22 protein-coding genes are annotated in these 22825 nt (G+C 74.6%); 16 read left to right on the forward strand and 6 right to left on the reverse strand.

The annotated features are described in order from the left end of the window. The first annotated feature begins 2 nt into the window (after window positions 1-2). A complete protein-coding gene (gene thiL / locus BQ6202_RS03075; RefSeq protein ID WP_072312988.1) occupies window positions 3-1007 on the forward strand; it encodes a thiamine-phosphate kinase in 1005 nt (334 codons plus the stop codon). A 1-nt stretch (window position 1008) separates the two neighbouring features. Here thiL and BQ6202_RS03080 read toward each other — a convergent pair whose 3' ends face one another. Both BQ6202_RS03080 and rsmD read right to left on the reverse strand, forming a co-directional pair. Further along, the gene (locus BQ6202_RS03080) at window positions 1009-1521 is read right to left on the reverse strand and encodes a GNAT family N-acetyltransferase (protein ID WP_083586875.1); all 513 of its coding nucleotides are present in this window, start codon (window positions 1519-1521) and stop codon (window positions 1009-1011) included. Further along, complete coding sequence (gene rsmD / locus BQ6202_RS03085; RefSeq protein WP_072312989.1) at window positions 1518-2117, reverse strand: 16S rRNA (guanine(966)-N(2))-methyltransferase RsmD; 600 nt, start codon at window positions 2115-2117, stop codon at window positions 1518-1520. Before rsmD ends, BQ6202_RS03080 begins: the two co-directional genes overlap by 4 nt. Before the next feature lie 100 nt (window positions 2118-2217). Between rsmD and BQ6202_RS03090 the strand changes: the two genes are divergently transcribed. The 7 genes from BQ6202_RS03090 (at window position 2218) to cofC (ending at window position 10936) form a co-directional block, all read left to right on the forward strand. After that, complete coding sequence (locus BQ6202_RS03090; RefSeq protein WP_234946090.1) at window positions 2218-4476, forward strand: ATP-dependent DNA helicase RecG; 2259 nt, start codon at window positions 2218-2220, stop codon at window positions 4474-4476. 61 nt (window positions 4477-4537) lie between these two features. Beyond that, window positions 4538-5020, forward strand: a complete 483-nt coding sequence (gene coaD, locus BQ6202_RS03095; RefSeq protein WP_072312990.1) for a pantetheine-phosphate adenylyltransferase — start codon at window positions 4538-4540, stop codon at window positions 5018-5020. Next, window positions 5017-5829 (forward strand): coenzyme F420-0:L-glutamate ligase, encoded by an 813-nt coding sequence (cofE, locus tag BQ6202_RS03100; protein WP_072312991.1) that lies wholly within the window; start codon window positions 5017-5019, stop codon window positions 5827-5829. The genes coaD and cofE overlap by 4 nt, the downstream gene beginning before the upstream one ends. After that, window positions 5826-6824: an AAA family ATPase gene (locus BQ6202_RS03105; protein ID WP_083586878.1), complete on the forward strand. Its 999-nt coding sequence runs from the start codon at window positions 5826-5828 to the stop codon at window positions 6822-6824. The genes cofE and BQ6202_RS03105 overlap by 4 nt, the downstream gene beginning before the upstream one ends. Further along, entirely contained in the window at window positions 6824-7999 is a 1176-nt protein-coding gene (locus tag BQ6202_RS03110; protein WP_072312992.1) for a DUF58 domain-containing protein, read from the forward strand. The genes BQ6202_RS03105 and BQ6202_RS03110 overlap by 1 nt, the downstream gene beginning before the upstream one ends. After that, window positions 7996-10242 carry a transglutaminase-like domain-containing protein gene (locus tag BQ6202_RS03115; protein WP_072312993.1) on the forward strand — a complete coding sequence of 749 codons (2247 nt, stop codon included), beginning with the start codon at window positions 7996-7998 and terminating at the stop codon, window positions 10240-10242. Before BQ6202_RS03110 ends, BQ6202_RS03115 begins: the two co-directional genes overlap by 4 nt. Window positions 10243-10330: 88 nt before the next feature. Further along, the gene (cofC, locus tag BQ6202_RS03120; protein WP_072312994.1) at window positions 10331-10936 is read left to right on the forward strand and encodes a 2-phospho-L-lactate guanylyltransferase; all 606 of its coding nucleotides are present in this window, start codon (window positions 10331-10333) and stop codon (window positions 10934-10936) included. Window positions 10937-10966: 30 nt separating this feature from the next. On the opposite strand, the gene cofD is transcribed toward cofC, so the two are convergent. The 4 genes from cofD to BQ6202_RS03140 are packed head-to-tail and all read right to left on the reverse strand — an operon-like array spanning window position 10967 to window position 14443. Then, window positions 10967-11944: a 2-phospho-L-lactate transferase gene (gene cofD, locus BQ6202_RS03125; protein ID WP_072312995.1), complete on the reverse strand. Its 978-nt coding sequence runs from the start codon at window positions 11942-11944 to the stop codon at window positions 10967-10969. After that, window positions 11941-12774 (reverse strand): ABC transporter ATP-binding protein, encoded by an 834-nt coding sequence (locus tag BQ6202_RS03130; protein ID WP_083586881.1) that lies wholly within the window; start codon window positions 12772-12774, stop codon window positions 11941-11943. The genes cofD and BQ6202_RS03130 overlap by 4 nt, the downstream gene beginning before the upstream one ends. After that, window positions 12771-13844, reverse strand: a complete 1074-nt coding sequence (locus BQ6202_RS03135; RefSeq protein WP_083586884.1) for an iron chelate uptake ABC transporter family permease subunit — start codon at window positions 13842-13844, stop codon at window positions 12771-12773. Before BQ6202_RS03135 ends, BQ6202_RS03130 begins: the two co-directional genes overlap by 4 nt. After that, on the reverse strand, window positions 13841-14443 hold the full coding sequence (locus tag BQ6202_RS03140; RefSeq protein WP_072312996.1) for an ABC transporter substrate-binding protein: 603 nt from the start codon (window positions 14441-14443) through the stop codon (window positions 13841-13843). The genes BQ6202_RS03135 and BQ6202_RS03140 overlap by 4 nt, the downstream gene beginning before the upstream one ends. 178 nt (window positions 14444-14621) lie before the next feature. Here BQ6202_RS03140 and BQ6202_RS03145 point away from each other — a divergent pair, with 178 nt between their 5' ends. From BQ6202_RS03145 to BQ6202_RS03180, 8 genes are all read left to right on the forward strand, one after another. Continuing rightward, window positions 14622-15470 carry a nitrilase-related carbon-nitrogen hydrolase gene (locus tag BQ6202_RS03145; RefSeq protein ID WP_072312997.1) on the forward strand — a complete coding sequence of 283 codons (849 nt, stop codon included), beginning with the start codon at window positions 14622-14624 and terminating at the stop codon, window positions 15468-15470. A 9-nt stretch (window positions 15471-15479) separates the two neighbouring features. Continuing rightward, window positions 15480-16916 carry a dihydropyrimidinase gene (hydA, locus tag BQ6202_RS03150; RefSeq protein ID WP_072312998.1) on the forward strand — a complete coding sequence of 479 codons (1437 nt, stop codon included), beginning with the start codon at window positions 15480-15482 and terminating at the stop codon, window positions 16914-16916. Window positions 16917-16930: 14 nt separating this feature from the next. After that, window positions 16931-17965, forward strand: coding sequence for a TIGR03842 family LLM class F420-dependent oxidoreductase (locus BQ6202_RS03155; RefSeq protein ID WP_072312999.1), 1035 nt, complete (start codon window positions 16931-16933; stop codon window positions 17963-17965). Between the two features lie 21 nt (window positions 17966-17986). Further along, a complete protein-coding gene (locus BQ6202_RS03160; RefSeq protein WP_072313000.1) occupies window positions 17987-19297 on the forward strand; it encodes an aspartate aminotransferase family protein in 1311 nt (436 codons plus the stop codon). Between the two features lie 206 nt (window positions 19298-19503). After that, entirely contained in the window at window positions 19504-20214 is a 711-nt protein-coding gene (locus tag BQ6202_RS03165) for a Type 1 glutamine amidotransferase-like domain-containing protein (protein WP_072313001.1), read from the forward strand. Next, window positions 20211-20945, forward strand: coding sequence for a uracil-DNA glycosylase (locus BQ6202_RS03170; RefSeq protein WP_072313002.1), 735 nt, complete (start codon window positions 20211-20213; stop codon window positions 20943-20945). The genes BQ6202_RS03165 and BQ6202_RS03170 overlap by 4 nt, the downstream gene beginning before the upstream one ends. Then, window positions 20942-21337 (forward strand): hypothetical protein, encoded by a 396-nt coding sequence (locus BQ6202_RS03175; RefSeq protein ID WP_072313003.1) that lies wholly within the window; start codon window positions 20942-20944, stop codon window positions 21335-21337. The genes BQ6202_RS03170 and BQ6202_RS03175 overlap by 4 nt, the downstream gene beginning before the upstream one ends. Then, window positions 21334-22818 carry an amidase gene (locus tag BQ6202_RS03180; protein ID WP_072313004.1) on the forward strand — a complete coding sequence of 495 codons (1485 nt, stop codon included), beginning with the start codon at window positions 21334-21336 and terminating at the stop codon, window positions 22816-22818. The genes BQ6202_RS03175 and BQ6202_RS03180 overlap by 4 nt, the downstream gene beginning before the upstream one ends. Window positions 22819-22825 lie beyond the last annotated feature (7 nt).

Below are 22825 nucleotides of genomic sequence, written 5' to 3' on the forward strand. Positions count from 1 at the left end.
GCATGGACGACCCCACGCTGCACGAGGCCGGCGAGCTCGAGGCGCTCCGACGCTTCCTGCCGCTGCTGCCGGCCGGCGACGTCACCGACGTGGGCCCGGGCGACGACGCCGCGGTCGTGCGCGCGCCCGACGGCCGCTTCGTCGTCACGACCGACACGATGCTCGAGGGCGCCGACTTCCGCCTCTCGTGGTCGAGCTGGCACGACCTCGGCTGGAAGGCCGTCGCGACGAACCTCATCGACGTCGCCGCGATGGGGGCGCGCCCGACCTCGCTCGTGGTGGCGCTCGCGGTCGCGCCGTCGACGCGGGTGTCGGCCCTCGAGGCCTTCGCGCGCGGGCTCGCTGACGCGATCGCCGCCATGGCCCCCGGCTGCGGCGTCGTCGGGGGCGATCTCGGCACTGCGCCGCACGCGACGATCGCGGTGACGGCCTTCGGCGACCTCGGCGGCCGCGCGCCCGTGCTGCGCTCAGGGGCACGGGTGGCGGATGCGGTGTGGTGCGTCGGCGGGCTCGGACTGGCCGCGACGGGGCTGCGGCGGCTCTTCGCCGAGGCCCACGGCGAGGGCGCCGAGCCGGCGAGCGAGGCGACCGCGCGCCTGCGCGCCGGCTCGCACGGGCGTGCGGTGGATGCGCAGCTCGCGCCCGTCTCGCCCGTCGCCGCGGGCACGATGCTCGCCGACCTCGGCGCCACCGCGATGCTCGACGTCTCCGACGGGCTCGCGCTGGATGCCGCTCGCATCGCCCGCGCATCCGGGGTGCGGATCGCGCTCGAGTCAGCCGCCGTCGACGCCGCCTCGCCGGGCGCCGAGCGCTCGGCGGCGCTGCACGGCGGTGAGGATCACGCGCTGCTCGTGACCCTGCCCGCGGGCGTCGAGCCTCCCGCCGTGCTCGCGGGGCAGCCGGTGCGCCGGCTGGGCGTCGTCGAGGCGGCGACCGACGGCATCGGGTCGGTGGCGCTCGACGGCGAGCCGCTCGATGCGCGCGGCTGGGACCCCTACCGGGCCTGAGTCAGACCGCTGCGCGCGGCGCGCTCGCGACCTGGAGGGCGAGCGTCATGAAGGTGCTGTTGGGGTCGGGCCGGTAGGCGCCGAACGGCTCGCACTCGACGAACCCGTGCTTCGCGTAGAGCGCTCGCGCGGGCGCGAAGAACGGCTGGCTGCCGGTCTCGAGCGAGACGCGGCCGACGGAGCGCGACCGGGCGTCAGCGAGCGCGTGCAGCAGCAGCGTCGACGCGATGCCCGCGCCGCGCCGCGCCGGGTCGGTGCGCATGCTCTTGAGCTCCTCGTGCCCGGGCTCGACCGAGGCGAGCGCGCCCGTGCCGACCAGCGCGCCGTCCGGTGCGCGCGCCACCCAGAGCCGCACGCCGTCGCGCTGCAGGCCGGTGAGGTCGAGCGCGTGCTGGCTGCACGCGGGCGCCGTCGGTGCGAGGTCGTCGAGGTGCGCCTGCAGGAACGCTGCGAGCGCGGCGTCCTCGAAGTCGGCCCGCGCGATCTGCAGCGCCGTCGCCGCGTGCGCCGTCACGGAGCCGGCGCCGACTCGGGGCGCGCCGCGTCGGCGGCGGTGCCGGTGGTCGCGAGGTAGTGCAGCCTCGTGTCGCCGTAGTCGCGGGTGCGCTCGACCTCGAGGTCACCGGGCGGCTCGAGCGCGCCGGCCTTGCGCGCCCGCTCGACGACGACCGTCGCTGGGTGCTGCAGCAGCGGCGCCAGCTCGGCGAGCACAGCGGTGAGCTCATCGTCGCCGAGGTCGTAGGGCGGGTCGACGAAGACCAGGTCGAAGGTGCGCGCCGAGCGCTGCAGGAAGGTGCGCACGGCCGCCGGCTCGACGAGTGCCCGCACGGCGCCCGCCTTCGCGACCGTCTCGGCGTTCCGCTGCGCGATCTTCGCGGCGCCCTTGTCGCGCTCCACGAGCACGACCGACTCGGCGCCCCGGCTCGCTGCCTCGAGCCCGAGCGCACCGGAGCCCGCGAACAGGTCGAGCACGAGCGCGCCATCGCACAGGCTCCGCGCGTCCAGCGCGCTGAAGATCGCCTCCCGCACCCGCTCAGAGGTCGGCCTGGTGCCCCGCACCGGCACGAGCAGCCGTGCGCCGCCTGCGAGGCCTCCGATGATCCGCGTCATGCCCACATCTTGACGCATCCCGCCCACGTGGGTGGCGCATCCGCCACCACCAGCGGGCGGATGCGCTGCGCCCGTGGGCGGCCCGACATACCCTGGCAGGGTGGCGAGTGAGGAAGCGGGCGGCACGGCCCTGCCCGACGGGTTCGGGCGACCGCTCGAGCGCGTGGTCGGCAAGGCGACCGCCGGCAAGCTCGAGCGCGCCTTCGGCATGGCGACGCTCGGCGACCTCGTCTGGCACCTGCCGCGCCGCTACGCGAAGCGCGGCGAGCTCACCGACTTCGCGAGCCTCGTGCCGGGCGAGCACGTCACCCTCGTCGCGCGGGTGCGCTCGGTCGAGTCGCGCGAGCTCGCGCGCGACCAGAAGGGCCGCCGCCGCTCGCTCACGACCATCACGATCACCGACGGCGAGGGCAGCATCGACCTGGCGTTCTTCAACCAGGCGTTCCGTAAGGAGCAGCTGCGCCAGGGCGTCACCGCCCTCTTCTCGGGCACCGTCGGCATCTACAAGGATCGCTGGCAGCTCGCGCACCCCGACGTCGAGCTCTTCGACGAGGCGGAGGGCATCGACGCCGAGGAGTGGGCCAACCAGCCCGTGCCGATCTACCCCGCCACCGCATCCGTCACCACCACCAAGCTGCAGGCGCTCGTCGAGCAGGCGCTCGACGCGATCGGCGACCAGCCCGATCCGGTGCCGCCGTCGGTGCGCATGGCCAACCGCCTCATGCCGCTCGTGGAGGCGCTGCGCATGGTGCACGCGCCGCGCATCGAGCAGGACGCCTACCGCGCCCGCCACAGCCTCGCGTGGCAGGAGGCGTTCCTGCTGCAGACCTATCTGCTGGCCACCCGCTCGTGGCTCGACACGCTGCCGACCGCGCCGCGGCACGCGGGTGCCCTGCTCGCGCGATTCGACGCCGCGCTGCCCTGGCAGCTCACCGACGACCAGCTGGCAGCCGGCGAGGCGATCGCGGCCGACCTCGCGAGCGGCACGGCGATGCACCGGCTCGTGCAGGGCGAGGTGGGCTCCGGCAAGACGGTCGTCGCGACCCGCGCGATGCTCGCGGTCGCCGAGTCGGGCGGTCAGTCGGCGCTGCTCGCGCCGACCGAGGTGCTCGCCGTGCAGCACCTGCGCTCGATCACGCGGGCGCTCGGGCCCGATCTCGCCGCCGAGCTGCAGCCGACGCTGCTCACCGGCCAGCTGCCCGCCGCTGAGCGCAAGCGGGCCATGCTGCGCATCGCCGCCGGTCAGGCGCGCATCGTCGTCGGCACGCACGCGCTGCTGAGCGAGAAGACCTCGTTCGCCGAGCTCGGGCTCGTCGTGATCGACGAGCAGCACCGCTTCGGCGTCGCGCAGCGCGAGGCCCTGCGCGCCAAGGGCACCCATCCGCACACGCTCGTGCTCACCGCCACGCCCATCCCTCGCACGATCGCCATGACGGCCTTCGGCGACCTCGACGTCTCGACCATCCGCTCGCTGCCCGCCGGCCGCAGCCCCATCCAGACCTTCGTGGTCGACAAGGGCGACGTCGCGGTCTTCCACCGCATCTGGGGGCGCATGCACGAGGAGCTCGAGCGCGGCCGCCAGGCCTTCGTGGTCTGCCCTGCCATCTCGCCCGGCACCCTCGAGGGGGTCAGCGCGCACGACGGGGGCACGGCTGGCGGGGCAGGCGACGGCTCGCGCTCGGGCGGCGGCTCCGGTCCGGGTGGCACCGGCACGGATGCCCCGGCGAGCGCCGCGCCGGCGGCACCCGTCGACGACGTGGTGACGACCCTGCGGCAGCTGCAGGCGAGCCCGGCGCTCGCGGGGCGCCGGATCGAGCCGCTCACCGGCACGATGTCGACCGATGCGAAGGACGCCGTCATGCAGGCCTTCCGCGCCGGCGAGATCGACGTGGTGGTCGCGACGACCGTCATCGAGGTGGGCGTCGACGTGCCGAACGCCACCATGATGGTCGTGCTCTCGGCCGACCGCTTCGGCGTCTCGCAGCTGCACCAGCTGCGCGGCCGCGTCGGGCGCGGCGAGCACGCGGGGCTCTGCATGCTCGTGACCTCGGCCGACCCCTTCAGCGACGCGATGGTGCGGCTCGAGGCGGTGGCGAGCACGCTCGACGGCTTCGAGCTGGCCGAGGTCGACCTCGAGCAGCGCGGCGAGGGCGATGTGCTCGGGCACGTGCAGTCCGGCGGCCGCAGCGGCCTGCGAGCGCTGCGGGTCGCCCGCGACGGCGCCGTCATCGAGGCCGCGCGTGCCGCCGCGCAGGAGGTGCTGGCCGACGACCCGAAGCTCGCCCACCACACGACGCTGCGCCTGGCCGTGCACGCGCGCCTCGACCCCGACGCGCGCGCGGCGCTCGTGACCGCCTGACACCGCCCCCGCGCCGCCGACGTTCGCGGTGCCCATGGCGTCGTGACCTAGGCTGGAGCGCATGCCCCGCATCGCCGTCGTGCCCGGTTCGTTCGACCCCGTGACCCTGGGTCACCTGGATGTCGTGGCGCGCGCCGCGAAGCTCTTCGACGAGGTGCACGTCGTGGTCACCCACAACCCCGGCAAGGCGGCGTTCCTGCCGGTGCCGGAGCGCGAGCAGCTGATCGAGCGCGCGATCGCCGAGGCGCGCATCGAGGGGCACATCCGCATCGCGAACTGGTCGATGGGCCTGCTCGTCGACTACTGCCAGCAGGTGGGGGCCGAGGTGCTCGTCAAGGGCATCCGCTCGTCGACCGACCTGTCCTACGAGACGCCGATGTCGATCGTGAACCGCAACCTCGCGGGCGTCGAGACCATCTTCATGCTGCCGAACCCCGAGAACGCGCACGTCTCGTCGAGCCTCGTGCGCCAGGTGTCCGAGCTCGGTGGCGACATCAGCCCCTACGTGCCGCGAGCGGTCGCCACCTTCCTGCAGCAGCGATGACGGGGCTGCACGGCGCCGACCTCGAGCTGCTGGCGGTGCGCGGCATGGGCGAGATCCGCCCGGGCGACGACCTGACCGCGCTGATCGCCGATGCGCTCGCGCCGCTCGCCCCGCAGGACGGCGATGTCGTCGTCGTCACCAGCAAGGTCATCTCCAAGGCCGAGGGGCGCATCCGCCCCGCCGACGAGCGCGAGCAGGCCATCGACGAGGAGTCGGTGCGGCTGGTCGCCTCGCGCACGCACCCGGGCGGCGTGACCCGCATCGTCGAGCACCGCACGGGCCTCGTGCTCGCGGCGGCGGGCATCGACGCCTCGAACACCGATGAGGGCACGATCCTGCTGCTCCCGGTCGACTCGGATGCGTCGGCGCGCGCGATCGCCGGGGGGCTGCGGGCGCGCTTCTGCGCGGCGATCGGCGTCGTGGTGAGCGACACGCTGGGGCGCGCCTGGCGCGTCGGCCAGACCGACGTCGCGATCGGCGCCGCCGGCATCCGCGTGCTCGAGCCCCTCAGCGGCCAGCTGGACGCGAGCGGCCGGCCGCTCGTGGTCACGGCGCCGGCGATCGCCGACGAGATCGCCGGCGCCGCCGACCTCGTCGCGGGCAAGGCCGACGGCGTGCCCGTCGTGCTCGTGCGGGGGATGGGCCGCCACGTCGCGGCGCTGGACGAGCCGGGCGCGACCAGGCTCGTGCGCGCGCCGGAGGACGACATGTTCAGGCTCGGCGCCGACGAGGCGTATCGCGAGGGCTACGAGGCGGGCAGGCGCGACGCCGCGGCGCCGGCTGCAGGACAGGCGAGGATGCAGGCATGAGCGAGGCGAGCATGGCGGAGCGGGATGTCCATCGGCGCGAGCCGGAGCGGGAGGCAGAGCCCGGGCGCGAGACCGCCGGCGAGCGCATCGAGGCAGCCGTGGGGAGCGTCATCTCGGGCAAGCACGCCGAGATCCGCACGATGCTGACCGTGCTGCTCGCCGAGGGGCACGTACTGCTCGAGGACGTCCCCGGCGTCGGCAAGACCCAGCTGGCCCGCGCGTTCGCCGCGGCGATCGGCGGCAGCGTGCGCCGCATCCAGTGCACGCCCGATCTGCTGCCGAGCGACATCACGGGCATGTCGGTGCTCGACCAGAAGACCGGCGAGCTGCGCTTCCAGCCCGGCCCCGTCTTCGCCAACATCGTCATCGCCGACGAGATCAACCGCGCGAGCCCCAAGACGCAGGCGGCGCTGCTCGAGTGCATGGCGGAGGGCCAGGTGACGGTCGACGGCGTGACGCACGTGCTGCCGACGCCGTTCCTCGTGGTCGCGACGCAGAACCCGATCGACATGGAGGGCACCTATGCGCTGCCGGAGGCGCAGCGCGACCGCTTCATGGCCAGGCTCGAGCTCGGCTACCCCGACGAGGCCGCGGAGCACGCCATGGTCACCGCGCGCGAGACGGCGCAGCCGCTGGACGCCGTGCGGGCGGTCACGAGCCAGGCGCAGTTCCAGGCAGAGATCGACGAGGCACGGGCCGTGCGCGCGCACGAGCTGGTGGAGCGCTACGCCGTGCGCCTGGCGCGGGCCACGCGCGGCCACCCCGATGTGCGGCTCGGCGCGAGCCCCCGGGCGACGCTGCAGCTGGTGCGCGCGGCGAAGGCGCACGCCCACCTGCTGGGCCGCGACTGGCTCTCGCCCGACGACGTGAAGGCCCTCGCTCCCCACGTGCTGCCGCACCACCTCGTGATGCACGACCCCCAGGCGCGCCACGACGAGGCGCGCGCGGTGGTCGCGCAGGCGCTCGCGTCGACGGCCGCCCCCATCATGCGCTGATGGCCCGAGGCTCCCGCACCGAGGACAGCGAGGTCGCGCCGAGCGGTGCCGAGGCGCGCCGGGCGCGAGCGAGGCTGCGCCGCGGGGGCGACTCGGCGAGGGTGCGCCCGACCGCTCGCGGAGCCGTGCTGCTGCTGATCGGCCTGCTGCTGCTCGTCGCCGCCTACTGGGAGCGCCAGGCGGTGCTGCTGGTGCCGGCCGCGCTCTGCCTCGGCGTGCTGCTGCTCGGGCTCTGGTGGGCGCTCGGCGCCGTCGGCGCGGTGCGGCTGGGCGTGCCGGGCGTCGTGCAGGAGGGCGAGGATGCGTCGCTGCGCGTCGCGGGCGACCGTCGGCACGCGGGTGCCACCTGGTCGACCTGGGCGCCCGGGCCCGAGCGCTACCTGCTGCTCGAGGGCGAGCTGGACGACGAGGGCCGCGCCGCGGTCGACCTCGGTGCGCATCCGCGCGGGCGCTGGCGGCTCGCGCCGGTCGCGATCGTGGCGCTCGACCCGTTCCGGGTGATGCGCTCGACGCGCACGGTCGATGCGCGCGCGAGCCTCGTCGTGGGGCCGGAGGTGCTGAGCCTGTCATCGACGACGCTGCGCTCGAACCGCGAGGAGGGCCGGCTCGCGCAGTCGCGCACCGCCGACAGCGTCGATGCGATGGTCCGCGAGTGGCGCCCCGGTGACCCCCAGCGGCGCGTCCACTGGCGGCAGAGCGCGAAGCGCGGCCAGCTGATGGTGCGGCAGGAGGCGAACCCCGCCACCGACGACGACGTCGTCGTGCTCGACACGGCGAGCGCCGTCGGCGCCGACCGCGAGGCGCAGGATCGCCTCGCGCGGGCAGCGTGCTCGCTCGTGCGCGCGCTCGCGGGTGGCGACCGCAGGGTGGTGGTGCGCGAGACCGGCGAGCCGAGCATGCCGGCGGCCGACTGGCGCGACCTGCCTGCCACCCTCGCGGCCTTCGCGTCCCTGGAGGCGAGGGCGGCCGCCCAGTCGCCCGGGCGCCGCGACGCACCCGTCGCGCACCTGATCGCCTTGGCAGAGCATGCCCCGGAGACCTGGACGCTGCCGCCCGGCACGACGCTCTGGCTCGTCTCCGCGCGCGACGCGAGCCTGCTGCGCGTGCCACCCGGGTCGCGCGTGCGCATCCGCCGCTGGATCGATCGCGTCGGTCCCGTCCGGGAGCTCGCATGAGCGGCGCGGATGCCGGCCCCGGTACCGAGCCGGACGCATCCGACCGGGTGCCGCGGCGCGTCCGCGCCGGCATCGTCGAGACCGTCGCGCTCGCGCTGCTGCCGATCGGATGGCTGTGGTCGGCGATCTCGGTGCTCGGTCAGGCGTGGCTGTGGCCCGTGGTCGTCGCGGTCGGCTCGCTCGCGCTCAGCTCGGCGCTCGTGCGCTCGGTGGCGCCGGCGCTGGTCGGCACGGCGGCCGCCGCGCTCGTGGGCGCCGGGTGGGTGACGGCGCTGACCGCGCCGGAGGAGGCGCTGCTCGCCGTCGTGCCGACGCCCGACTCGCTGCCCGAGACGATGCGAGTGCTCAACCAGGGCGTCGTCGACATCGCCTGGGCGGTCTCGACGCCGCTGGATGCGACCGGCCCTGTGCTGGCCGTCGTCGTGGGCGCCGCGATCGCGCTGACGCTCCTCATCGACGTCGTCGGCCACGGGCTGCGCGTGCCGGCGATCGCGCTCGTGCTCGCGGCGACGCCGCTCGTGCTGCCGATCGCCTTCCGCCTCGAGGTGCCCTGGTGGCACGCCATGCCGGGCGTGATCCTGAGCGCGCTCGTGCTCGCGGCGCCGGCGATCGACGAGCGCGCCGCGCGTGGCCGCGGCTGGCTCGCGCCGATCGCGCTCGTCGGCGTCGCCGCGGTCCTCTCGGCCGCGCTGCCGATCGTGGCGCCGGCGCCGCGCGAGACCGCGATCGACCTGCCGACGCTCGAGGAGCTCTTCAGCCCCGCGACGCCGCTGCTCGACGCCGACATCGACCTGGGCGACCAGCTGCGCAGGCCCGCCGACCGCCCCGTCTTCACCTACTCGACGACCGACGGCGAGCCGATCCTCACGCGCCTGATGACGCTGCCGCTCGCGGGGGAGGCGGGCTTCGAGGCCGCGCCCATCGAGCCCGGCAGCCCCACGGTGCTCGTCGAGGGTGCCGACAGCGGCCAGTCGCTGCAGATGACGGTGCGGATGGCGGACGTGCGCGCCGAGAGCCTGCCGACGCCGGAGCGCGTGGTGCGGGTGCCGCGGCCTGAGGGCAGCAGCTGGGACGTGGCGAACGATGCGCTCCGCATCGGCCTCGACATCGAGACGGCCGGCCTCGAGTACACCGCCGCCGGCTCGCGCTCGGCGTCGCTCGACGAGCTGCCCGCGGCAGCCGGCTCCTCCGGCCACGATGCCTACCTCGCCATGCCGGAGGCCGCGCAGGCGATCGCGCGCCAGGGAGCCGAGCTCGTCTCGCCCGGCATGAGCGCTGCGAGGCGCGTCGTCGCGGTGCACGAGTTCATGACCGCCGGCCTCTGGGACTACTCCGAGCAGCTCGACCTGCCCGGCTTCGGCGGCACGGGCGGTGAGGGCTGGGATGCGCTCGCCGGGTTCCTCGAGACCCGCAGCGGTTACTGCGTGCACTACGCGAGCGCCACGGCCGGCCTGCTGCGCGGCGCCGGGGTGCCGGCCCGCGTGGTCGTGGGCTTCCTGCCCGGCAGCGAGATCAGCGGCGGATGGGCGGTGTCGACGAACGAGATGCACGCCTGGGCCGAGGCGTGGATCGACGGCGCCGGCTGGGTGCGCGTGGAGACGACGCCCGGGGCCGGCACCGGTGCCGCGAGCCCCGAGGGCGCCGTGCCGACGCGGAGCCCCACGCCCGAGCCGACACCGACCACCCCGCCGGCCAGCGAGTCGCCGACCCCGTCGCCCTCGCCGGGGGACTCCGCGGGCGCGTCGACGCCTCCGACCGCGCCCGCGCCCTCTGGCAGCGCCGCGCCCGGCGCCCCGGGCGGCTTCACGCTCGATCCCGCGGTCGTGCGCACGATCCTCATCGTGCTCGGCGTGCTGCTGCTGCTCGCCCTGCCGGCGATCGCGCGGGCGGTGCAGCGAGCCGTGCGGCTGCGGCGCGGCGCACCCGGTGGCTGGCTCGAGCTGCGGGCGACGCTCGCCGACCTCGGCGCTCGGCTCCCGGCGTCGGCGACGCCGGGAGCGGTGCACGAGGCGATCGCGGCCCGCAGCCCAGACGCGGCATCGGCCGCAGATCGCGTGCGGCTGGCCGCCGAGCGCGCCGTGTTCGACGCCGGGCCGCGCGAGCCGGGCGCGGTCGACGGCGACGTGCGCGCGGCGCGGCGCGCGCTGAGCGCATCCGCCCCGCGCTGGCGGCAGGCCCTCGCGGCGCTGCTCCCGCCCAGCCTGCTCGGGGTCGAGGCTTGGGAGCGCGAGCGGGACGCCTGACGGCGAGAGGGCTCTCGAGGGCGCCGCTGACGGCTTCCTGAGCGTCGCCGGTCGAGCGAGGCATCCCGGCAGACGTAGTCTGGAGGGCATGCTGTGGTCGATCGTGATCCCCGTCAAGGGGTCGATCGGCAAGTCGCGCCTCGATGCGGGTGACGCGCGGGCCGCGCTCGCCGTGGCCTTCGCGCGCGACGCCATCGCGGCTGCGCGCGCGGCCGCATCCGTCGACCGCGTCATCGTCGTCACGAATGACGAGGCCGTGTGCTGCGGGCTCACGGGCGTCGAGGTCGTCGCCGACCCCGGCACCGGGCTCGCCGCGGCGATCAGGGCGGGGCTCGCCGCGCTGCCCGGCGACCGGCCGAGCGCCGTCATGCTCGGCGACCTGCCGGCGCTCACGCCCGCGGCGCTCGACGCCGCGCTCGAGCTCGCCGGCCGCGAGCACCGCGCCTACGTGCCCGACGCGATCGCCACCGGCACCACGCTGCTCACGGCGAGGCGAGCGGATGCGCTGCGGCCGCGCTTCGGGCCCGGCTCCGCCCGGCTGCACCGGCTCGCCGGCCACGTCGAGCTGCCCGTCGACCCGGAGTCGGGGCTGCGCACCGACGTCGACGAGCTCGCCGACCTGCACATCGCGATCGACCTCGGCGTCGGCGAGCACACGCACGCCGTGCTGCAGGGCGCGGCGATCGCGGCATAGGGGCGTCGTCGCCCGTCGTCGCCGCGGCGCCTAGTCGAGCGCCAGGGAGAGCGCGTCGTGCGCGACCTGCGCGGCCGGCCCGCCGGGCGTGAGCAGCAGCGGCCGTGCCTCGGCGCGCAGGCCGAGCTCCCGCAGCTCGGGCAGCGAGTGCGCGTCCTCCTCGGCGACGAGCCAGCCGTCGAGGAGGCCCTGCCCGCCCGCGTCGCCGCCCGACCGCGCGCAGTAGTGCGCGGCGACCGCAGCCGCATCCGCTTCGACCCCGATGGTCTCGAGGCACGCGGCCGCCATGCCGCGCAGCGCTCGCCCCCCGATGATGGGCGAGACGCCGACGATCGGCGCGGGCGCCGCGGCGAGCGCCTCGCGCGCCCCCGGGATGCCGAGGATCGTGTCGATCGAGACGACCGGGTTCGAGGGCGCGACGAGCACAACGTCGGCGCTCGCGATCGCGGCGCTCGCGGCTTGCGAGATGCGGGCGCGCTCGACGCCGTGCTGCACGAAGCGCCGCGCGCGCACCGTCGCCCGCGTGCGCACCCACCACTCCTCGAAGTGCAGCACGCCCTCGTCGGTCTCGACGTGGGTGGGCACCTCGTCGTCGGTCACCGGCAGCAGCGTGACGCCGAGCGGCCAGCGAGCGGTGAGCCTGGCGGTCGCCGCCGTGAGCGTCGCCCCGTCGCGCAGCAGCGCGGTGCGCGCCAGGTGCGTGCCGAGGTCGAGGTCGCCGAGCGTGAACCACGGCCAGCCCACGCCGAAGGCCGCGAGCTCGGCGGCGACGCGCTCGCTCTCGCCCTCGCGGCCCCAGCCGCGCTCGGTGTCGTTGACGCCCGCGAGCGCGTACATGAGCGAGTCGAGATCGGGGCAGACCTTGACGCCCGCGAGCCACAGGTCGTCGCCGACGTTCGCGACGATCGTGATGTCGGCCGCGTCGCCGAAGCGCTCCTGCGCGGCCTCGCGCAGGCCGAGCGCGAAGCGCGCCCCGCCGACGCCTCCGGCGAGCACGGTGATCCTCATGGCTGCACCCTTCGGTAGCGGATCGCGACGCCCGCCTCGTCGGCGTCGATCGACGCCTCCACGCCGTAGACCGAGCGGATGCGCTCGGCCGTCAGCACCGCATCCGCCGTGCCCTCGGCGACGACCCGGCCGCCGTCGACCAGCACGATGCGGTCGGCGTGCGTGGCCGCGAGGGCGAGGTCGTGCACGGTCAGCACGACCGGGCGGTCGGCGGCGAGGCGGCGGATGAGGTCGAGCAGGTCGAGCTGCCAGGCGACGTCGAGGTGGTTCGTCGGCTCGTCGAGCAGCAGCGCGCTGCCGGCCACCGCGCCGGACTGCTGCGCGAGCGCCCGGGCGATGTGCACGCGCTGCAGCTCGCCGCCGGAGAGCTCGCCGAGGGGCCGCTCGGCGAGCGGCGCGGCGCCGGCGTCGGCGAGCGCCGCCTCGACGACGTGCTCGTCGCCGAGCGAGAAGCCGAGCATGCGGTGGTGCGGGGTGCGGCCGAGGCGCACGGTCTCGCGCGCGGTGAGCTGCGGAGCGGCGTCGGCGAGCTGCTCGACGAGCGCGACGCGGCGGGCGCGGGCACGGGCCGGCATGGTGTCGAGCCGCTCGCCGCCCAGGTGCACGCTGCCGGAGCGGGTCGCGCGCTCTGGCACGACGCCGGCGATGGCGCGGAGCATCGTCGACTTGCCCGCGCCGTTCGGCCCGACGAGGGCGGTGATGCTGCCGGCCGCGGCGCTCCAGCTCGCGTGCTCGACCAGCGTGCGGCCGCGCACGGCGATGCTGAGGTCGCGCACCTGCAGGGCGGTCGTCGACGCTGCCGGGCCCTCGGCGGGCAGGTGGCCGCTCACGTGCGCACCCGACCCGTCAGCATGAGCGCCGCGAAGACGGGCGCGCCGAGCAGCGCGGTGACGATGCCGACCGGCAGCTCGCGCGGATCGAAGGCGGCACGCGCCGCGGTGTCGGCGACGAGCAGCACGATCGCGCCCGCGAGGCCCGAGGCCGGCAGCAGCAGCGCGTGCGCGCCGCCGACCACGAGCCGCACCGCGTGGGGCACGACGAGGCCGATGAAGCCGATCGCCCCGGAGACCGAGACGAGCACGCCGGTCACGAGGGCGCAGGCGACGAGCAGCAGCCAGCGGGTGCGCCGCGCGTCGACGCCGAGCGCGCCGGCAGCGCTGTCGCCGAGGGCGAGCGCGTCGAGCACGCGCCCGCTCGCGAGCAGCGGCAGCGCGAGGGCGACGCCGACGAGCGCGATCGTGGCGCTCGGCCAGGTGATCGAGGCGAGCGAGCCGAGCAGCCACGCGAGGATCTCGCGGAAGGCGTCGCCGGCGGCGCTCCAGAAGATGACGAGCGAGACGAGGGCGCTGGCGGCGGATGCGACGACCACGCCCGCGAGCACGGTGCGGGTGGGCGTGGCGCCGCCAGCGGCACCCGCGAGCCCGAGCGTGGCGAGCAGCGCGAGCAGCGCGCCCGCGAAGGCCGCGACCGGCAGCAGCGCGCCGAGCCCGGCGATCAGCACGAGCACCGCGCCGACGGATGCGCCGGAGGAGACGCCGAGCAGGTAGGGATCGGCGAGCGGGTTGCGCACGAGCGCCTGCATCACGACGCCGACGATGGCGAGGCCGGCGCCGACCGCGCAGGCGGCGAGCACGCGGGGGAGGCGCAGGTCGACGACGATCGCGTCGTCGACCCGGTCGAGCGGAGTGGCGCCGATGCCCGCGCGGGCGGCGAGCGCTGCGAGCGCGTCGGCCGGAGCGATGCCCGCGGCGCCGAAGCACACCGCGGCGAGCGCGAGCGCGAGCATGCCAGCGCCCAGCAGTGGCAGCGCCCAGCGCCGCCCGCGACGCGGTCGTTGCCCGCGCGCTCGCTGCTGCTGGCGCTGCGGCACCGCGAGCGCGGTGTGCCCCGCGCGCGTCATCCGAGCGCCATCGGTCGCACGGCATCCGTCACGAGCTGCACCGCCCCGACCGAGCCGACCCCGGCCTCCGCCGTCGGGAAGGGGATGGTGACGAAACGCTCGGCCTGGACCGCCTCGAGCTGGGCCGTGGCCGGGTTGGCGCGCAGCCGCTCGATCTTCGAGGCGGCGGTGTGCCAGGGCGCGTCGACGAGCACGATCACGTCGGGGTCGCTCGAGGCGAGCGCCTCCCACGACATGGTCGTCCAGGTCTCGTCGACGTCGGCGGCCACGTTCGTCAGCCCCGCGGCCTCGAGCACGAGCTGCGGTGCGCCGGAGCCCGCGCCGACGTAGGGCGCATCCTCGCCGGAGGAGTACCAGAGCGCGGTCGGCGCGTCGCCAGCTGCCGTCGCGACCGCGACCGGCTCGATCTCCTCGAGCGCGGCGCGCTGCTCCTCGGCGAGCGCGGCGCCGGCCTCCGGGACGCCGAGCGCGGTACCCGCGTCGCGCAGCTCTGCGAACAGGGCATCCCACGTCAGCGCCGGCACCTCCGTCGACCAGCACGCGGCGGGGGAGACCCACGTCTGGATGCCCAGGGCCTGCAGCTGCTCGCGGCTGGGCATGCTGACGCGAACGGTGGTGCGGTTCGCGCGCGGTGGTGATGCCCGGCGCGGCACCGAGTCTACGCGAGGCGGCAGCGGCCGCCCGCTCTGCGGCCCGCGCCCCTACCCATTCGCCTCGCGGTGGGGTTGACTGGCCCTTCGGCGACTGCCGACTCCCGACGACGAAGCTGGAGACACGATGACGACGGTGCGCGCAGCCATCACGCAGACCACCTGGACGGGCGACAAGGCATCGATGCTCGACCGCCACGAGGCCTTCCAGCGCGAGGCAGCCGCGCAGGGCGCGCAGGTCATCTGCTTCCAGGAGCTCTTCTACGGCCCCTACTTCGGCATCACGCAGGACAAGCGCTACTACGACTACGCCGAGCCCGCGGACGGGCCGATCGTGCAGCGCTTCGCCGCGCTCGCGAAGGAGCTCGGCATGGTCACGATCCTGCCGATCTACGAGGAGGAGCAGACCGGCGTCTACTACAACTCCGCCGTGGTCGTCGATGCCGACGGGTCGATCCTCGGCACCTACCGGAAGCACCACCTGCCCCACCTCGACCGCTTCTGGGAGAAGTTCTACTTCCGGCCCGGCAACCTCGGCTACCCGGTCTTCGACACCGCCGTCGGCAAGGTCGGTCTGTACATCTGCTACGACCGCCACTTCCCCGAGGGGTGGCGCGAGCTGGGCTTGAACGGCGCGCACATCGTCTTCAACCCCAATGCCACGAAGCCCGGCCTCTCGAACCGGCTGTGGGAGGTCGAGGGGCCCGCCGCCGCCGTCGCGAACGGCTACTTCGTGCTGCAGCCCAACCGCGTCGGCCGCGAGGACAACGAGTACGGCGAGCTGGCCGTCGACTTCTACGGCACCAGCCAGGTGATCGACCCGCGCGGCGAGTTCGTCGGCGAGCGCGGCTCGTCGAGCGGCGAGGAGCTGATGGTGCGCGACCTGGAGATGGACCTCGTGCGCGAGATGCGCGACGACTGGCAGTTCTACCGGGATCGCCGCCCCGACTCCTACACCCGGATCGCGAAGCCGTAGGGGGCGCGCATGGCCACCACCCTCATCCGCGGCGGCACCGTCGTGACCGCCACCGGCCGCTCGCTCGCCGACGTGCTCGTCGACGGCGAGACCATCCGAGCCGTCCTGGAGCCCGGCAGCCAGCTCCTCGGGCTCGACCTCGCCGCATCCGTCGACGCGGTGGTGGATGCGACGGGCAAGTACGTGATCCCCGGCGGGATCGACGCGCACACTCACATGGAGATGCCCTTCGGGGGCACGCAGGCGAGCGACACCTTCGAGACCGGCACGCGCGCTGCCGCGTGGGGCGGCACGACCACGATCGTCGACTTCGCCGTGCAGACGGTCGGTCAGCACGTGCAGGACTCGCTCGCCGCCTGGCACGAGAAGGCCGCGGGGAGCTGTGCCATCGACTACGGCTTCCACCAGATCGTCGGTGACGTGAACGACGCCTCGCTCGCCGCGCTGCGCGGGCTCGAAGCCGAGGGCGTCACGAGCTACAAGCTCTTCATGGCCTATCCGGGCGTCTTCTACTCCGACGACGCGCAGATCCTGCGGGCCATGCAGGTCGGGGCCGACACGGGCCTGATGACCATGATGCACGCCGAGAACGGACCGGCGATCGACGTGCTCGTGCAGCAGCTGCTCGCCGAGGGCAAGACCGATCCGTACTACCACGGCATCGCCCGCGCCTGGCAGATGGAGGAGGAGGCGACCCACCGCGCGATCATGCTCGCGAACCTCACGGGCGCGCCGCTCTACATCGTCCACGTGAGCGCCAAGCAGGCCGTCGCGCAGCTCGCCGCCGCGCGCGACGCCGGGCAGAACGTCTTCGGCGAGACCTGCCCGCAATATCTCTACCTCTCGCTCGAGGACCAGCTGGGCGCCTCGAGCGACGAGTGGGGCAGCTTCGAGGGCTCGAAGTGGGTGTGCTCGACACCGCTGCGCTCGAAGCACGAGCACCACCAGGACGAGCTGTGGACGGCGCTGCGCACGAACGACCTGCAGATGGTCTCCACCGACCACTGCCCCTTCTGCATGAAGGATCAGAAGGAGCTCGGGCTCGGTGACTTCTCGAAGATCCCGAACGGCATCGGCTCGATCGAGCACCGCATGAACCTGCTCTACCAGGGCGTCGTCGACGGCCACATCACCCTCGAGCGCTGGGTGGAGATCACCGCGACCACGCCGGCGCGCATGTTCGGGCTCTACGGCCAGAAGGGCGTGATCCAGCCCGGTGCCGACGCCGACATCGTGATCTACGACCCGAGCGGCCACACCTCGATCGGGCTCGACAAGACCCACCACATGCAGATGGACCACGCCGCATGGGAGGGCTACGAGATCGACGGCCACGTGGACACCGTCATGAGCCGCGGCCGCATCGTCGTCGACGGCGACCGCTACCTCGGCAGCGCGGGCGACGGACGCTTCGTCAAGCGCGGCCTGAGCCAGTACCTGCTGTAGGACGAGGGAGCACCATGGACATCGGCGCCGTCTTCCAGACCAATCCGCCCGCCTCCCGATTCGTGCAGCTCTCGCAGCTCGCCGAGGCGCACGGCTTCAGCCACGTCTGGACCTTCGACTCGCACGTGCTGTGGCAGGAGCCCTACGTCATCATGTCGGCCGCGCTCGCGGCGACGCGGCGCGTCACCGTCGGCACCTTCGTCACGAATCCCGCGACGCGCGACTGGAGCGTCACGGCCTCGACCTTCGCGACCCTCAACGAGATGTACGGCAACCGCACGATCTGCGGCATCGGGCGCGGCGACTCGGCCGTGCGCGTCGGCGGGGGCGAGCCCACGACGCTCAGGAAGCTGCGCGAGGCGGTGCACGTGATCCGCGAGCTCGGCTCCAGCCGCTCGGTCGAGGTGGGCGACGTCACGCTGCGGCTGCCGTGGTCCGAGGGCTCGCAGGTGCCGGTGTGGGTCGCCGCCTACGGCCCGCGCGCGCTGCAGCTCGCGGGCGAGGTTGGCGACGGCTACATCCTGCAGCTCGCCGACCCCGAGATCGCGAAGTGGATGATCGAGCACGTGCGCACCGCGGCCGACGATGCCGGCCGCGACCCGATGTCCGTCAAGATCTGCGTCGCCGGCCCGGCCTACGTCGGCGACGACCTGGCGCACCAGCGCGACCAGTCGCGGTGGTTCGGCGGCATGGTCGGCAACCACGTCGCCGACATCGTCGCCCGCTACGGCCGGGGAGCCGACGGCGGAGCCGCGGGTGCGATCCCCGCCGACCTGGCGGCCTACATCGAGCAGCGCGAGGGCTACGACTACAACACGCACGGCAGGGCCGACAACGACCACGTCGACTTCGTCCCGGATGCGATCGTCGACCGGTTCTGCGTGCTCGGCACCGTCGACGACCACATCGAGAAGCTCACGAGGCTGCGCGAGCTCGGCGTCGACCAGTTCGCCGCCTACGTGATGCACGACGACAAGGAGGAGACGCTGCGGCAGTACGGGGAGCGCATCATCCCGGCGCTCCGCGAGAGCGCGAGGGCGAGGTCCTGAGGCGCCGATAGCATCGCCATCATGACGACTCCCGACGCTGCAGACGGTGACCGCGCCCGCGACCTCGACCGGCACATCCTGCACTCCTGGTCGAAGCACGGCAGCACCAACCCCTTCGCGATCGCCCGCGGCGAGGGCGTGCGGCTCTGGGACCACGAGGGCCGCGAGTACCTCGACTTCTCGAGCCAGCTCGTCAACACGAACATCGGCCACTCGCACCCGAAGGTCGTCGCGGCCATCCAGCAGCAGGCGGCAGAGCTCGCCACCATCGCACCCGCGACGACGAACCTGCGCCGCGGCGAGGCGGCGGAGCGCATCCTCTCGAAGATCGATGGGATGGCCGCCGTCTTCTTCACGAACGGCGGGGCGGATGCGGTGGAGAACGCCATCCGCATGGCGCGCGTGCACACGGGGCGCACGAAGGTGCTCTCGCACTACCGCTCGTACCACGGCAACACCGGCGCGGCGATCAACGCGACGGGGGACACCAGGCGCGTCGACAACGAGTACGCCCTCGGCCACGTGCACTGCTTCGGGCCCTTCGCCTATCGCTCGGAGTTCTGGTCGGAGAGCGAAGAGCAGGAGTGCGAGCGGGCGCTGCAGCACGCCCGCCGCGTCATCGAGTCGGAGGGACCCTCGACGTTCGCGGCCATCCTCGTCGAGCCGGTGCCCGGCACCGCCGGCATCCTGGTGCCGCCGGCCGGCTACCTGCAGGGGCTGCGCGAGCTCGCCGATCGCTACGGCATCGTGCTCATCCTCGACGAGGTCATGGCGGGCTTCGGCCGCACGGGCGAGTGGTTCGCGCATCAGCACGACGGCGTGAGGCCGGACCTCGTGACCTTCGCGAAGGGCGTGAACTCCGGCTACGTGCCCGTCGGCGGCGTGATCATCAGCCCCGAGATCCTCGCGACCTTCCAGGAGCGCGCGATCCCCGGCGGCCTCACCTACTCCGGGCATCCGCTCGCCGCCGCGTCGATCGTCGCCGCGATCGACGCGATGACCGATGAGGGCATCGTCGAGCACGCAGCGCACCTGGGGGCCGACATCCTCGGACCGGGCCTGCGCGAGCTCGCCGAGCGGCACGCGATCATCGGCCAGGTGCGAGGGCGCGGCTGCTTCTGGGCGCTCGACCTCGTGACCGACCGCGCGACGCGCGCGCCGGTGGACGCATCCGTCATCGCCTCGCTGAAGGCCGCGCTGCTGGAGCGCGGCTACGTGCCCTTCGCGGCCGACAACCGCATCCACGTCGTGCCGCCGCTCGTGATGAGCGACGACGACGCTCGCCGCGGCCTCGCCATCCTCGACGAGGTCTTCTCGGCTCACGCTTCCTGAGCCGGACGGCTCCCGAGCCGCTCCGCGCCGGAGGCGCCGAGCGTGTCGAAGCAGCTTCCTGAGCCGCTCCGCGCCGGGGGCGCCGAGCGTGTCGAAGCAGCTTCCTGAGCCGCTCCGCGCCGGAGGCGCCGAGCGTGTCGAAGGAGCTTCCTGAGCCGCTCCGCGCCGGAGGCGCCGAGCGTGTCGAAGGATGGCAGACTCGAGCCATGAGCATCCACCTGCTGGGCGGCGGCTGGGCCGACGACGAGTCGACCTGGACGGGCCGCTTCATCGACGAGGCGCGGGAGCGCGCCGGCGGCCCGCCCGTGATCGCGGTCGTGTTGTGGGCGGCCGATGAGGCCGAGGGCGCCTCGTGGCACGCCGACTACGTCGCCGACATGACGAAGCTCGGCGCCGGTGAGGTCAGGATCGTGCAGCTGACCACCGAGCGCACCCTGCTGCCCACCGACCTCGGCAGCGCCGACGGCATCTTCATCGGCGGCGGGCTCACGCCCGGCTACCACGCGGCCGTCATGCCCGCGGCAGACACGATCCGCGGCCTCGTCTCCACCGGTGTGCCGTACGCCGGCTTCTCGGCGGGCGCGATGCTCGCCGGCGACGTCGCGCTGCTGGGCGGCTGGCGCATCGGCGGTGTGCCCGTGTGCCCCGAGGCGTGCTCCGAGCAGCTCGACGACGTCACGCTCGACGCGGGCCTCGGCCTCGTCGACCTCGTCGTCGACGTGCACGCGGCGCAGTACGGCACGCTCTCTCGTGCGGTCGCGATCGTGCACGCGGGGCTCGCCGATCGCGTCGTCGCGATCGATGAGTGCACCTCGCTCATCGTCGCGGCGGGCGGCCTCGTCGTCGCGGGCGAGGGCAGCGTCTGGACGGCGGATCGCGATGGCGACCGCGTCAGCGTCGGAGTGCTCGCCGCATGACGGCGCGCCCGCTCGCCGAGCTCGTCGAGGCGGGCTGGGCGGATGCGCTGGCACCGGTCGAGCACGTCGTGCACGACCTGGGCGAGCGGCTGCGCGCCGAGACCGCCGCTGGTCGGCACTACCTGCCGGCGGGCGAGCGGGTGCTGCGCGCCTTCACGCAGCCGCTCGAGGACGTCCGGGTGCTCATCGTCGGCCAGGACCCGTACCCCACGCCTGGACATCCGATCGGCCTGTCGTTCGCGGTCGAGGAGCACGTGCGGCCGCTGCCGCGCTCGCTGCAGAACATCTACCGCGAGCTGCACGACGACCTCGGCATCGCTCCGGCCGAGCACGGTGACCTGAGCGCGTGGAGCGAGCAGGGCGTGCTGCTGCTCAACCGCGTGCTGACGGTCGGGGCAGGCCAGCCCGCCTCGCATCGCGGCTGGGGCTGGGAGCAGGTGACCGAGGCGGCCATCAGGGCCCTCGTCGACCGGCGCGGTCCCGACGGCTCGCCCGCACCACTCGTCGCGATCCTCTGGGGCGCGCAGGCGCAGTCCCTGACGCCCCTGCTCGAGGGCGCATCCGTCATCGCCTCGCCGCACCCCTCGCCGCTGAGCGCTCGCCGCGGCTTCTTCGGCTCCCGCCCGTTCTCCCGCGCCAATGACGCGCTCGTGGCGCAGGGCGCGCATCCGATCGACTGGCGCGTGACGGCCGCAGGCGTGTCAGTGTCCGATGGCACCATGTCGCCATGACGGAGTTCGACCGGTGGCGCGACGATCGTGAGCGCGCAGACGTGCAGGCAGCGGCGCTCGCGGGCGACATCGGGGCGACGGTCACCGACCTCGGGCCAGGGTTCTGGATGGTGTCGGTCAGCGGCCAGACGCGCGGCTTCGTGATCCAGGTCGAGGTGCGGGGGGAGGTGCGCTACGACGCGCGTCTGCGCCATCTGAACCCGCGGCAGGGCACGCGCATCGGGGAGTACTGGGAGCTCGCGAAGGCGGTCGCCGCGATCGTCGCCGAGCCGCCGCGCTACGTGGGGCGCGACCCGTTCCGCGAGCTCACGAACTACGTGAGCCGCGACGAGATGCGCGAGCGCACGGAGCGCAAGCGACTGCAGCGCCGCGCCGGGCGGTTCCTGGGATGAGCGACCCCTTCGCGCAGGCGACGGCGATCCACGAGCTGGGGGCGCTCGAGCTGTGGCGGCTGCTGCACGCGCGCGAGCTGAGCGCCGTCGAGGTCGCCCAGCACCAGCTCGACCGCATCGAGCGGCTCGACGCGGCTTCGGCCTTCGTGCACGTCGACGGCGAGCTCGCCCTCGCGCGCGCCCGCGCCGCAGACGAGGCGGAGGACCGCACGGGCATCATCCACGGCCTGCCCTTCGCCGACAAGGATCTCACGCCACGCGCCGGGCAGCCCGCGTCGATGGGCAGTCGCTGGCTCGAGGGCGCCGTCGCCGAGGCCACGCACCCGGTGGCGCAGGTGCTCGACGAGGGCGGCGGCGTCGTGCTCGGCCGAACGGCAGCCCCCGAGCTCGGCTTCGCGGGCTACACGCGCTCCGCGCTGCACGGCGCCACGACGCTGCCCGGCCACCCCGGCCTGCACGCGGGCGGCTCCTCCGGCGGCGCCGCGGCCGCGGTCGCCCAGGGGCTGCTGCCCTTCGCCCCCGGGTCCGACGGCGGCGGCTCCATCCGCATCCCCGCAGCGACCTGCGGCCTCGTGGGCCTGAAGCCCACCCGCGGCCGCATCCCCGCGCAGGGCGGCGTCGGGGCGGTGGGCGGCCTCGTGACGGCGGGGGCGATCGCGCGCTCGGTCATCGACGTGGCGCTCCTCACCGACGCGCTCATCGGGCGGCAGAACGGCGTCGTGCGGCATCCGCTCGTCCTGCGCGCGCCCGAGCGCGACGACGGCTCGCTGCTCGCGGCAGCGATGCGCGGCGAGGGCCGCTTCCGCATCGCCGTGCTCACCGGTGGCACGCCCTGGGACGCGACGCACGACATCCGCATCTCGCCGGAGGCGACGGCCGCCGTGGAGGCGACCGTGCGCGCTCTCGAGGCCTTCGGGCACGAGCTGGGCGAGGTGGCGCTGCCGGAGGCCTCGGGCGACCTGGGCGTGCCGGGTGTCGGCGGGTATGCGGCCGCCTTCACCGACCTGTGGCGGGGTGGCGCGGCGACGATCCCCATCCCGCTGGGGGAGCGGGATCGGCTCGAGCCGCTCGCTCGCTGGATCGTGGAGACGAGCGACGCCCTCACCGCAGGCGGCTTGGCGCGGGCGCAGCTGTGGGCGACGGAGTACGAGCGGCGCGTGCTCGCGGCGTTCGGTCCGTGGGATGCGGTGCTGACGCCGACGACCGCGCTCACGCCGCGGCCGCTGGGCTGGTACCCGAGCGACGACGGCGAGGCCGACTTCGACGCGCAGGTGCTGCACACGCCGCACACCTCGTTCGTCAACCTCACCGGGCTGCCGGCGATCACGCTGCCCGTGCACGAGACCGTCGAGGGGCTGCCGATGGGCGCGCAGCTGATCGGGCGGCCGGGGGAGGAGGCGACCCTGCTGGCCATCGGCCGCCAGCTCGAGCGCCGCATCCCCTGGACGGCGCGGGCCCTCGCCCGATTCCCAACCGGCTGATCGGTCG

The sequence above is a fragment of the Agrococcus sp. Marseille-P2731 genome (genome assembly GCF_900117395.1).
GTDB lineage: Bacteria > Actinomycetota > Actinomycetes > Actinomycetales > Microbacteriaceae > Agrococcus.

Excerpts from the sequence above, each read along its gene's own strand:
- BQ6202_RS03155 (WP_072312999.1), top strand. The coding sequence starts at position 16,931 with ATGGACATCGGCGCCGTCTTCCAGACCAATCCGCCCGCCTCCCGATTC.
- BQ6202_RS03160 (WP_072313000.1), top strand. The coding sequence starts at position 17,987 with ATGACGACTCCCGACGCTGCAGACGGTGACCGCGCCCGCGACCTCGAC.
- BQ6202_RS03175 (WP_072313003.1), top strand. The coding sequence starts at position 20,942 with ATGACGGAGTTCGACCGGTGGCGCGACGATCGTGAGCGCGCAGACGTG.
- BQ6202_RS03180 (WP_072313004.1), top strand. The coding sequence starts at position 21,334 with ATGAGCGACCCCTTCGCGCAGGCGACGGCGATCCACGAGCTGGGGGCG.
- cofE (WP_072312991.1), top strand. The coding sequence starts at position 5,017 with ATGACGGGGCTGCACGGCGCCGACCTCGAGCTGCTGGCGGTGCGCGGC.
- BQ6202_RS03165 (WP_072313001.1), top strand. The coding sequence starts at position 19,504 with ATGAGCATCCACCTGCTGGGCGGCGGCTGGGCCGACGACGAGTCGACC.
- cofD (WP_072312995.1), bottom strand. The coding sequence starts at position 11,944 with ATGAGGATCACCGTGCTCGCCGGAGGCGTCGGCGGGGCGCGCTTCGCG.
- BQ6202_RS03145 (WP_072312997.1), top strand. The coding sequence starts at position 14,622 with ATGACGACGGTGCGCGCAGCCATCACGCAGACCACCTGGACGGGCGAC.
- hydA (WP_072312998.1), top strand. The coding sequence starts at position 15,480 with ATGGCCACCACCCTCATCCGCGGCGGCACCGTCGTGACCGCCACCGGC.
- BQ6202_RS03170 (WP_072313002.1), top strand. The coding sequence starts at position 20,211 with ATGACGGCGCGCCCGCTCGCCGAGCTCGTCGAGGCGGGCTGGGCGGAT.
- BQ6202_RS03135 (WP_083586884.1), bottom strand. The coding sequence starts at position 13,844 with ATGACGCGCGCGGGGCACACCGCGCTCGCGGTGCCGCAGCGCCAGCAG.
- BQ6202_RS03110 (WP_072312992.1), top strand. The coding sequence starts at position 6,824 with ATGGCCCGAGGCTCCCGCACCGAGGACAGCGAGGTCGCGCCGAGCGGT.
- rsmD (WP_072312989.1), bottom strand. The coding sequence starts at position 2,117 with ATGACGCGGATCATCGGAGGCCTCGCAGGCGGCGCACGGCTGCTCGTG.
- coaD (WP_072312990.1), top strand. The coding sequence starts at position 4,538 with ATGCCCCGCATCGCCGTCGTGCCCGGTTCGTTCGACCCCGTGACCCTG.
- BQ6202_RS03115 (WP_072312993.1), top strand. The coding sequence starts at position 7,996 with ATGAGCGGCGCGGATGCCGGCCCCGGTACCGAGCCGGACGCATCCGAC.
- cofC (WP_072312994.1), top strand. The coding sequence starts at position 10,331 with ATGCTGTGGTCGATCGTGATCCCCGTCAAGGGGTCGATCGGCAAGTCG.
- BQ6202_RS03140 (WP_072312996.1), bottom strand. The coding sequence starts at position 14,443 with ATGCCCAGCCGCGAGCAGCTGCAGGCCCTGGGCATCCAGACGTGGGTC.
- thiL (WP_072312988.1), top strand. The coding sequence starts at position 3 with ATGGACGACCCCACGCTGCACGAGGCCGGCGAGCTCGAGGCGCTCCGA.
- BQ6202_RS03105 (WP_083586878.1), top strand. The coding sequence starts at position 5,826 with ATGAGCGAGGCGAGCATGGCGGAGCGGGATGTCCATCGGCGCGAGCCG.